Here is a 10,660-nt window from a genome sequence, read left to right on the forward strand (position 1 = left end):
CCAACGACCCGGATGCCGAGACCATCGAGGCCACGCGGCAGCTCGCCGAGATCGCGCTGCTGCGCCTGCGCGCGGCCTTCGCCGACGCCGCCCCCACCGAACCGGAAGCGGCCGAATGACCCGCCGCACCCCCGACGCCCCGGAGCACCTCGCATGACGCACGTCACCACCCACATCCTGGATGCCACCACCGGCAGCCCCGCGATCGGCGTCACCGTGACGCTGAGCCACCTCGACGGCGCCACCATCGACGCGGCCACCACCGACGCGGACGGCCGCCTCGCCCTGGGCCCCGACGTGCTCGCCGACGGGGATTACGCCCTCACCTTCGGCACCGGCGCCTACTTCCGCGGCCGCGGGGTCGCGTCCTTCCACCCCGTAGCGACGGTGGCGTTCACCGCGTCGGGCGAGGCCCACCTGCACGTGCCGCTGCTGCTGAGCCCGTTCGCCTACTCCACCTACCGCGGCAGCTGAGGAGAACCATGAAGGTCATCGTCATCGGCGCGGGCGTCGGGGGCACCTCCGCCGCCCTCGCCCTGCAGAAGCTCGGTCACGACGTCGTCGTCTACGACCGCATGCGCGAGAACCGCCCCGTCGGTGCGGCGCTGTCGCTGTGGTCGAACGGGGTCAAGGTGCTCAACTGGCTCGGCCTCGGTCCGCAGGTCGCCGCTCTGGGCGGCCGGATGGACGACATGGCCTACTACGACGGCCACACGGGCGACGAGCTCTGCCGCTTCAGCCTCGCCCCCGTCACCGCGCAGACGGGCCAGCGGCCCTATCCCGTCGCCCGCGCCGACCTGCAGGCGCTGATGATGGACGCCGTCGGCCCCGCCCACATCCGACTCGGCATGCAGCTGACCGGTGTCGCCGAGCACGACGGCGTCGTGACCGCCACCTTCGCCGACGGCACCACCGACACGGCCGACCTGCTGATCGGCGCCGACGGCGCGCGATCGATCGTGCGGGACTACGTCACCGAGCCCATCGGCATCCGTCCCGAACGCTCCTACTCGGGCTACGTGAACTACAACGGCCTGGTCGCCGCCGACGAGCGCATCGGACCGCTCGAGCAGTGGACGACGTACGTCGGCGACGGAAAACGCTGCGCCGTGATGCCCGTGGCGGGCGACCGGTTCTACTTCTTCGTCGACGTGCCCGGTCCGTCCGGTGTCGTCGAGGACCGCATGGCGGCGCTCGAGCACGCGTTCGGCTCGTGGGGCGCCCCGGGGGTGCGCGCGCTGCTCGACGGCATCGACCCCGACGAATCGCTCAACCGCGTCGAGATCTGGGACATCGACCCCTTCGACACGTGGGTGCGCGGACGCGTCGCCATCCTGGGGGATGCCGCTCACAACACCGCTCCCGACATCGGCCAGGGGGCCTGTTCGGCGCTGGAGGACAGCTTCGCGCTCGGCATCGTGTTCGCCACCGCGACGCTGGGTGTCGAGGACTCGCTGCGGCGCTACGAGCGCATCCGCACCGAACGGGCGGGCGACCTGGTGCTGCGCGCGCGCAAGCGGGCGTTCGAGACCCACGCGTTCGACGTCGCCGCGACCCAAGCCTGGTACGACGGACTGCGCCGCGAGGACGGGACGGGCGTCATCCGCGGCATCGTCGGCAACATCGAGGGCAGTCCCGTCGAGCTCGGCGCGAGCGTGCTCGGCTGAGGCGCGCTCGGCTGCCGCGCGGCGGGGCTGCGGCGCGGCGGTGGTACTGCGGCGATCGTGCAGGGCTGCGGCTGCGGCGCGGCTGCGACGCGGGGTCAGACGTGGAAGACCGCGTGCACGTCGCCGAGAGCCTCGCGGCCGCCCAGTCCGTCGATCTCGAGCAGGGTCGCGATCCCGACGACCTCGCTGCCCACGGCCTGCAGCAGGTCGCGGCCCGCGCCGAGGGTGCCGCCCGTGGCGAGGACGTCGTCGAGCAGCAGCACGCGCGCGCCCGCGGCGTTGTCGTCGTGCATCTCGATCCGCGCCGAGCCGTACTCGAGGTCGTACGACATCGTGGCGGCGGGGCGCGGCAGCTTGCCGGCCTTGCGGATCGGCATGAGCCCGACGTTCGCGGCGATCGCCGCGGCACCGGCGAGCAGGAACCCGCGCGCTTCGACACCCGCGACGGCGTCGAAGCGGCCGGCGAAGGGTTCGATGAGGGCGTCGACGACGGTGCGCAGGGCCGCGGCATCCGTCAGAAGAGGCGTGATGTCGCGGAACACGATCCCGGGCTGGGGGTAGTCGGGGATGCTCGTGATGAGCGATTCAGCGCGGGCGAGGGCGGTGGCGTCGGGCACCCGTCAAGCCTAATCGCGGCACCCCCCGGGCGTCCCGTCGCGGGAACGGCGCGACCGCCCGACGCCGCTCCGTGGTCGAGTGTCCACCACACGCCGCGAGCCGGCGGACGAAGACGGCGTGCCCTGGACACTCGACATCGCGAAGGAGCGGTGGGGGGCGCGAAGGGACACTCCACGTGTCTACCGAACGTGCAAGCGCTTGCAGTAGCCTGGGCGCATGACTTTCACGCAGGAAGACGCGCGCGCCGAACTGGCCTCGGCACCGGGCTCGGAGTGGTGGCGCACCGCCGTCATCTACCAGATCTACCCCCGCTCGTTCGCCGACGCCTCGGGCGACGGCCTGGGCGACCTCCCCGGCGTCACGGCGCACCTCGACGACCTGCGCGAGCTGGGGGTGGATGCCATCTGGCTCAGCCCCTTCCAGACGTCGCCGCAGAAGGACGCCGGCTACGACGTCGCCGACTACCGCGACGTCGACCCGATCTTCGGCACGCTGGCCGACTTCGACGCGATGCTCGCGGGCGCGCACGAGCGCGGCATCCGCGTGATCGTCGACCTCGTCCCCAACCACTCCAGCGATCAGCACGTGTGGTTCCAGCAGGCGCTGAAGGCCGCCCCCGGCAGCCCCGAGCGCGCGCGGTACATCTTCCGCGAGGGCAAGGGCGAGAACGGCGAGCTGCCCCCCAACAACTGGGAGAGCGTCTTCGGCGGCGGCATGTGGAAGCGCGTGACCGAGGCCGACGGCACGCCCGGCCAGTGGTACCTGCACATCTTCGACGAGACCCAGCCCGACTTCGACTGGACCAACGAAGAGGTGCGCGCCGAGTTCCGCGACGTGCTGCGCTTCTGGCTCGACCGCGGGGTCGACGGATTCCGCGTCGACGTCGCGCACGGTCTGATCAAGGCCGAGGGCCTGCCCGACTACACGCCCGACCCCGAGGGCGGCTCGATGGGCGGCGACGCCGACGCCGTGCCGTACTGGGGCCAGCCGGGCGTGCACGAGGTGTGGCGCGAATGGCACGAGGTGCTCGCCGAGTACGACGGCGACCGCGCGCTGTGCGCCGAGGCGTGGCTGCCGACGGTGGCCGAGACGGCCCTGTGGGTCCGCCCCGACGAGATGCACCAGGCGTTCAACTTCCACTACCTCGAGACGAAGTGGGATGCCGCAGCCCTGCGCGCCGTGATCGAGGAGTCCCTCGCCGAGTACGGCGCCGTCGGCGCCCCGAGCACCTGGGTGCTGTCGAACCACGACGTCGTGCGTCACGCCTCGCGCCTGGCGCTGACGGCCGAGAACCCCCAGGGCGCCGGCATCGGACCCAAGTCGCCCGGCCAGCCCGACCCCGTCAAGGGGCTGCGCCGCGCCCGCGCCGCCACCGCGCTGATGCTCGCACTCCCCGGCTCGTCGTACCTGTACCAGGGCGAAGAGCTCGGCCTGCCCGAGGTGATCGACCTGCCCGACGACGCCCGCCAGGATCCGACGTGGTTCCGCACGAACGGTGAGCGCTACGGTCGCGACGGATGCCGCGTGCCCCTGCCGTGGACCGCGGACGCCCCCGCCTACGGCTTCAACGACACCGGTGCCTCGTGGCTGCCGCAGCCGACCGAGTGGGCCGACCTGGCCCACGACGTGCAGGTCGACGACCCGGCCTCGACCCTGTCGATGTACCGCGCGTTGCTCGCCGAGCGCCGCGCGCGCGGCCTCGGCGCCGGCTCGCTGGAGTGGCTCGACGGATACGGCGACGACGTCGTGGCGGCGCGCAACGGCTCGGTGCTGGTGATCGCCAACCTCGGCGACGCGAGCGTCGACCTGCCCGCGGGCGAGGTCCTCGTGGCAAGTGGCCCGCTGGACGGCGACCGCCTGCCCACCGACACGACGGTCTGGATCGCGGCGGCCTGAGCCGCGGCATCCCTCATCGGACGAGACCGTGGCCGGTATCGACGACGTCGCCCGCCGGGCGGGAGTGTCGACGGCCACGGTCTCGCGTGCTCTGAGCGGCCGGGGTCCCGTGTCCGCCGCGACGCGCGACCGCGTGCGCGCGGCGGCCGATGCGCTCGGGTACGTCGTGTCGGCCTCGGCCTCGAGCCTCGCGACGGGGCGGACCCGCGCCGTCGGCGTGGTCGTGCCGTTCCTGGACCGCTGGTTTTTCAGCACCGTGCTGGCCGGGATCTCGGACGGCCTGGTCCGCCGCGGCTACGACATCACGCTCTACAGCGTCAGCGAGGACCCGGCCGGACGGCGCCGCGTCTTCGACGACCACCTCCGTCGCCAGCGCATCGACGCGGTGATCACGATCGCCCTCGAACTGGATGCCGCCGAATCGGCGCACCTGCGCGGACTCGGCGTGCCCATCGTCGCGATCGCCGGCCCCAATCCGCTGCTGACCACGCTCACCGTCGACGACCTCGCCGTCGGCCGTCTCGCGACCGCGCACCTGCTCGACCTCGGCCACCGGCGGATCGCGCACATCGGCGACGACGGCGCCGGCTCCGCCGACACGGGCTCGTCGGTACCGGCCCTGCGCCGCCGCGGCTTCGTCCGGAGCCTCGCCGACGCCGGCGTCGACGACGCGTGGGTCGAAGCCGCCGACTTCACCATCGAGGGAGGCTCGGCCGCGGCCACCCGCGCGTTGACCGCCGCCGCGCCGCCCACCGCGCTCTTCGCTGCCTCGGACGAGATGGCGATCGGCGCGATCCTCGCGGCACGCGCGCTCGGGCTCCGCGTTCCCGAGGACGTCTCGGTCATCGGCGTCGACGGCCATGAACTCGGGCGCTGGTTCGGTCTGACGACGGTGGACCAGTTCGCCCGCGGTCAGGGCGAACGCGCGGCCGCTGAGGTCCTCGACGAGCTCGACGGCGCCGAGCCGGCGCGGGGGCGCGGCACGCTGCCCTTCGAGTTGGTCGACCGCGGGTCGACCGCCCCGCCGCGGGGCTGAGCCCCGGCATCCCTCCCCGTGAGGCGAGCGCGGGACGCCGACGCCTCAGCGGCCGGAACCGGCGAGGGAACCCGTCGTCAGCTCGGTCGCCGGATCGAACAGCAGGCACGAGATCTCGCGGTCGCCCGACGCCCACGTCTGCTCGGTGGGGCCGACGAAGTAGTAGTTGAGTGTCGAGTCGTTGTAGGCCGCTCCGACGTAGGCCGGGTAGGCGGCCTCGCACCCGGTGAAGGCGGCCTCTTCGATCGCGGCGTCGCCGGGGAACGCCCCCGCGTCGGGGACCTCGAACCCGGCGAAGATCTCGAACGCATGAGGAGCTGCGCAATCGACCACGTTGCCCGCGGCGATGACGCCGCCGGGCAGCGAATCCAGGCACGCCCCGACCGACAGCACCGACGGATCGACCGCCGCCTGCTCGTCGGGCGCGATGGTCACCTCGCCGTCCTGCGAGAAGCCGAAGGGGTCGGACACGCTGGACCCGGCGCCGAACAGCACGAAGACCACGAACGCGAGGGCCGCGATGAACCCGAGGACGGTGAGCACGGCACCGGCGATGATCCCGCCCAGGGCGAGGCCCCGGCCTTTCTCGCCCGTGCGCTTGATCTGCGCGAGGGCGACGGCGCCCGCCACGATCCCGCCGATCGGAAAGAGGAAGCCCAGCACGATCGCGACGATCGAGACGGGATTCGTGCGGTCGGATGAGGGCGCGGGCGAGGTGTAGACCGGGGGCGCCGCGACCGCCGTCGAGGCGTACCCCGGGTAGCCGTTCGCGGCGAAGCCCATCGCCGCCGAGGGCACCGGTGCGGCGGACGGTGCCGACGCCGCCACCGTCAGCAGCCCCTGCTGCGCGAGCCGCGCCCCCGACAGGCGGGCGGCCTCGGTCACCACGTCGCCAGCCCTGGCCGCGCCCAGCGCGCCCCCCTTGAGGAACCCGCCGAGCGCGGATTGGTCGAACACGGCGAGCGTCCCCTCTTCGACCGCGGACAGGCGGACGTCGAAGCGCACGTGCATGTCCTGCCCCGCGAACGCCCCCGCGACCAGGGTGGTGCCGAGGCTCCCCCGCTCGACCTCGAGCAGTCCCGCCCCGTTCGGCCGCACGGCGAAGCCCTGCTCGGTCAAGACCGTCGTCAGGGCCTCACCCGCCGCATCGACGGGGAGGGATAGTCGCAGTTCGGCCGACGACATGGGGGCTCCTGTGCTCGCGAGCCACGGGGATCGCGGCGTCGGTCCAGGGTACCCGTCGCCCGCCGCGACGCCCAGGGCCCGCGGATCCCTCGTCAGCGGATGCGGCCCACCAGATCGTCCCGCGTGAGCGTGTCGGCCTCGGCGAGCACCGCACGCGCCGCATCGCGGGCGTCCTCGACGTTCCACAGCAGCACGCCGACCACGCGGTCGTCGTCGAGGTAGTAGACGACGCCGTGGTCGGCATCCGTCAAGTCCTCCACCGTCTCGAGCGAGGAGTCGAGCGTGCCGACGGCCTCGTAGCGGATGCCGAACACCGCCGAGTAGTAGTACGGCGTGTGCGTGTACGCCTCGGCGGCGCCGGCGAGGTTGCGCCCCGCCGCCTTGCCCTGCTCGTTGGCGTTGTCGACGTGCTCGACCCGGCGGCGTCCGAGAAGGCGGTCGGGGTAGTTGGCCACGTCTCCGGCGGCGTACACGTCGTCCGCCGACGCGCGCAGCTGCGCGTCGACGACGACGCCGTCGTCCACCTTCAGTCCCGCACGCTCGGCCAGATCGGTCGCGACCTCGATGCCCAGGCCGCTGACGACGGCATCGGCGCGCACCTCGTCGCCATTCTCGAGCTGCAGCCGCACGCCCTCGGCATCCGCTCGCCCGCCGGCGACCTTCGACCCCGCGACGATCTCGACGCCCGCATCGCGGAACAGCTTCTCGAAACGCTCGGCCAGCCCCGCGGGGAAGACCGCGTCGCCCAGCACCGACCCGGTGTGGATGAGGACGGTGTCCACGCCGTTCTGGACGAGGGCAGCGGCGAGCTCGGATCCGATGTAGCCGCCGCCGACGACCGCGATGCGGTCCACGTCCTCGGCCAGCGCGCGCAGGGCGCGGTAGTCCTCGGCGGTGCGGAACGACAGGGCGCGCGCCCCGTCGGAGTGGTCGTCGATCGGCAGGGGCACGGGCGTGCCGCCGGTGGCGATGAGCAGCTTGCCGTACGAGAAGGTCTGGTCGTCGGCATCCACTTCCCTCGCCTCGGGGCGGATGGCGGTGGCGCGCGTGCGCAGGCGCACGTCGGCACCGGTGTCGTCGGCGGTGCCGAGGGGCACCTTGTCCCACGTGAACTCGTCGTCGGTCCACAGCTTCTTGCTGAGGGCGGGGCGCGTGTACGGCTCGTCGACGTCGTCGCTCAGGATGCCGATCGACCCGTCCGCGTCGATCTCGCGGATGCCGCGCGCGGCGGTGTCGGCGACCATCCCGCCGCCGACGATGAGGTAATCGAAGTGTGTCGTGGTCATGCGCACAGCATCTCGGCCGCACCTGGCCGCATCGGACGGGTTGCGGGGGTCTTCGCCTTGCGGTACCACCTGTCGAGTGTCCACGACACGCCGTACCCCGCGCCCGCCATCCGGTGTGTTCTGGACACTCGACGGGAAAGACGCGGGACCTGGCCGCGAACTAGGCTCGGGACATGAGCGTCGACCTCGAGAGCCTGTACACCGACCTGCACGCCCACCCCGAGCTGTCGTTCCAAGAGACGCGGACCGCGGGCGTCATCGCCCGCCACCTCGCCGACCTCGGGCTCGAGGTCGAAGAGGGCGTCGGCCGTACGGGGCTGGTCACGACGATCCGCAACGGCGACGGGCCCGTCGTGTGGCTGCGAGCCGACATGGACGGCCTGCCCGTCGAGGAGCAGACCGGCCTCGCCTACGCCAGCACCGCCCGCGGCACCGACCCGGCCGGCAACGCCGTGCCCGTCATGCACGCGTGCGGCCACGACATGCACGTCACCGCGCTGATCGGCGCCCTCGAACGCCTGGTCGCGACCACCGACGAGTGGGCGGGGACGATCGTCGCGGTGTTCCAGCCCGCCGAGGAGTACGGCGCCGGATCGCAGGCGATGATCGCCGACGGCGTGCTCGAGCGCTACCCGAAACCCGACATCGTGCTCGGCCAGCACGTCACCCCCCTGCCCGCCGGCGTCATCGGCGTGCGCCCGGGCACGCAGATGGCGGCCTCGGACGGCCTGACCGTCGTGCTGCACGGCCGCGGCGGCCACGGCTCGCGTCCCCACTCCACGATCGACCCCGTCGTCATGGCCGCCGCCACCGTCATGCGCCTGCAGACGGTCGTCTCGCGCGAGGTCGACCCCCGCGACGTCGCGGTCGTCACGGTCGGGTCGATCCACGCCGGGCTGAAGAACAACATCATCCCGGCCGAGGCGAAGCTCGAACTGAGCCTGCGATACCCCGACGACGCGGCGCGCGAGCGCGTGATGGGCAAGGTCGAGCGGATCGTGCGCGCCGAGGCACTGGCATCCGGAGCCGAGAAGGAACCCACGATCACCACCGATCACTCCCTGCCGCCGACCATCAACGACGTCGACGCCACCGCGCGACTGAGCGAGGCGTTCCGCCGCGCGTTCGGCGAGGGGGCGGTCGTCGACCCCGGCATGTTCACGGGCAGCGAGGACGTGTCGTGGTTCGCCCGCGAATCGGGGGCACCGCTGGTGTTCTGGTTCTGGGGCGGGGTGGACCCGCAGAAGTTCGCGGATGCCGTGGCCGGCGGCACCATCGAGCGCGACATCCCGACGAACCACTCGCCGTTCTTTGCCCCGGTGCTCCAGCCCACGCTCGACCGCGGCGTCGAGAACCTGGTGGTCGCCGCGCGGGAGTTCCTGGCGTAGGAAGCCCTTCTGCGTCGAGTGTCCACGGCGCGCCGCGCGGCGCGCGAGCGAGGCGGCGTGTCGTGGACACTCGACCGGTCTTTCCGCGCCGATGTCCAGCCCCGTGACGTTGACGACGCGCGGGCGTACGGTTCCATCGTGACGTTCAACGACAACGCCCGCGTCGGCGGCAACTCGGCGAAGCGCCGCGGCGGGACGGTCGCGGCCGTCGGCGGCGGCGCCGTGGGCCTCGGTGCCATCGTGGTGTTCCTGATCTCGGCCTTCACCGGCACCGACCTGACCGGGTTGCTCGGCGGGGGTGCGCCGGCCGGTCCGCAGAGCGGCGGCGAGACGATCGCCGACTGCCAGACCGGACGGGATGCCAACACCGACGACTCGTGCCGCCTGGCCGCCGCCTCGCTCGACATCGATCAGTTCTGGCAGCAGCGCCTCGACGGGTATCGCGAGCCGCAGCTCGTCATCGTCGACCGGGCGACCTCGAGCTCGTGCGGCACCGCGTCGAACGCGACCGGCCCGTTCTACTGCCCGCCGGACGAGACCGTCTACGTCGACCCGACGTTCTTCTCGCTGCTGCGGTCGCAGTACGACACGACCGCCGGCCCCCTCGCCCAGCTCTACGTGCTCGCGCACGAGTACGGCCATCACGTGCAGAACCTGACCGGCGTGATGCAGCAGTACCCGAACAACGGGACGGGCCCCGACAGCAACGGCGTTCGCACCGAGCTGCAGGCCGACTGCTACGCCGGGGCCTGGGTCGCCGCCGCGAGCGAGCAGGTCGACGAGAACGGCACGCCCTATCTGCAGCCGCCGACGCAGCAGCAGATCGCCGATGCCCTGTCCGCCGCGTCGGCCGTCGGCGACGACCACATCCAGGCCGAGTCCGGCGGGGTCGTCAACCCCGAGAGCTTCACGCACGGGTCGAGCGAGCAGCGCACGCGGTGGTTCGGCGTGGGCCACGACGGTGGCGTCAACGCCTGTGACACGTTCTCGGTGCCCGGCGGCAGCCTGTAGCCCCGGGCGCTGCGGGGCTACAGGGGGCCGCGGCTCAGTCCTCCTTCGGCCGCGACCGCACGATGATCACGACGAGCACGCCGACCAGCACGACCACCGCGCCACCGGCGAGCAGACCGATCGTCAGACCGGACATGCCCGCACTCTCGGACGCGGCGGACGACGCCTCGGGCGCCGCGGTCGCCCCGGCCGCGCTCGCGCACACCGAGGCATCCGTGCCCTCGGACTGGCTCGCGCCCGTGTAGGTGAAGGGGATGACGCCCGAGACGGGGTGGCCGTCCGACGACACCGCGCGCCACTCGACGGTGTAGTCACCGGGCGCGCCGAGGGCGACCGGCAGGGTGAGCGTCGGGCCCGCGAGTCCCACGCAGTCGCTCTCGTAGTGCCGGCCGTCGGGGCCGAGCACGATGACGATGTTTCCGCCGTCGTAGCCGAGCAGGTTGGCGCTGAAGTCGAGCGAGACCTCGGACAGCGATGCGACGCTGTCGCCCGCGGCGGGAGTCGACGAGACGAGGCTGTCGTGGGCGGATGCCGCCGTCGCCCCGCCGAGGGCGGCGGTGATCGCCGCAGCGA

At 72.7% G+C, this 10,660-nt stretch carries 10 protein-coding genes; 6 read left to right on the plus strand and 4 right to left on the minus strand.

The window, feature by feature from the left end; translation table 11 throughout:
• Nucleotides 1-153: 153 nt before the first annotated feature.
• Nucleotides 154-474 (plus strand): hydroxyisourate hydrolase, encoded by a 321-nt coding sequence (gene uraH, locus DBR36_RS16090; RefSeq protein WP_108320711.1) that lies wholly within the window; start codon nucleotides 154-156, stop codon nucleotides 472-474.
• Nucleotides 475-482: 8 nt separating this feature from the next.
• The gene (gene hpxO, locus DBR36_RS16095) at nucleotides 483-1,667 is read left to right on the plus strand and encodes an FAD-dependent urate hydroxylase HpxO (RefSeq protein WP_108320712.1); all 1,185 of its coding nucleotides are present in this window, start codon (nucleotides 483-485) and stop codon (nucleotides 1,665-1,667) included.
• Nucleotides 1,668-1,762: 95 nt separating this feature from the next.
• Here hpxO and DBR36_RS16100 read toward each other — a convergent pair whose 3' ends face one another.
• Entirely contained in the window at nucleotides 1,763-2,284 is a 522-nt protein-coding gene (locus DBR36_RS16100; protein WP_108320713.1) for an adenine phosphoribosyltransferase, read from the minus strand.
• 217 nt (nucleotides 2,285-2,501) lie between these two features.
• Between DBR36_RS16100 and DBR36_RS16105 the strand changes: the two genes are divergently transcribed.
• On the plus strand, nucleotides 2,502-4,181 hold the full coding sequence (locus tag DBR36_RS16105; RefSeq protein ID WP_108320714.1) for a glycoside hydrolase family 13 protein: 1,680 nt from the start codon (nucleotides 2,502-2,504) through the stop codon (nucleotides 4,179-4,181).
• Between the two features lie 28 nt (nucleotides 4,182-4,209).
• Nucleotides 4,210-5,217 (plus strand): LacI family DNA-binding transcriptional regulator, encoded by a 1,008-nt coding sequence (locus DBR36_RS16110; RefSeq protein ID WP_108320715.1) that lies wholly within the window; start codon nucleotides 4,210-4,212, stop codon nucleotides 5,215-5,217.
• Nucleotides 5,218-5,262: 45 nt separating this feature from the next.
• Here DBR36_RS16110 and DBR36_RS16115 read toward each other — a convergent pair whose 3' ends face one another.
• Both DBR36_RS16115 and DBR36_RS16120 read right to left on the minus strand, forming a co-directional pair.
• A complete protein-coding gene (locus tag DBR36_RS16115; protein WP_108320716.1) occupies nucleotides 5,263-6,402 on the minus strand; it encodes a DUF4190 domain-containing protein in 1,140 nt (379 codons plus the stop codon).
• A gap of 92 nt (nucleotides 6,403-6,494) precedes the next feature.
• Entirely contained in the window at nucleotides 6,495-7,688 is a 1,194-nt protein-coding gene (locus DBR36_RS16120; protein WP_108320717.1) for an NAD(P)/FAD-dependent oxidoreductase, read from the minus strand.
• Between the two features lie 173 nt (nucleotides 7,689-7,861).
• Between DBR36_RS16120 and DBR36_RS16125 the strand changes: the two genes are divergently transcribed.
• Together DBR36_RS16125 and DBR36_RS16130 are read left to right on the plus strand one after the other, a co-directional pair.
• Entirely contained in the window at nucleotides 7,862-9,076 is a 1,215-nt protein-coding gene (locus DBR36_RS16125; RefSeq protein WP_108320718.1) for an amidohydrolase, read from the plus strand.
• Between the two features lie 138 nt (nucleotides 9,077-9,214).
• Nucleotides 9,215-10,087 carry a neutral zinc metallopeptidase gene (locus tag DBR36_RS16130; protein WP_108320722.1) on the plus strand — a complete coding sequence of 291 codons (873 nt, stop codon included), beginning with the start codon at nucleotides 9,215-9,217 and terminating at the stop codon, nucleotides 10,085-10,087.
• Nucleotides 10,088-10,121: 34 nt separating this feature from the next.
• On the opposite strand, the gene DBR36_RS16135 is transcribed toward DBR36_RS16130, so the two are convergent.
• The coding region (locus DBR36_RS16135; RefSeq protein ID WP_108320719.1) for a copper resistance CopC family protein at nucleotides 10,122-10,660 on the minus strand (539 nt) is incomplete at its 5' end.

Source organism: Microbacterium sp. HMWF026 (assembly GCF_003061325.1).
Taxonomy (GTDB): domain Bacteria; phylum Actinomycetota; class Actinomycetes; order Actinomycetales; family Microbacteriaceae; genus Microbacterium; species Microbacterium testaceum_E.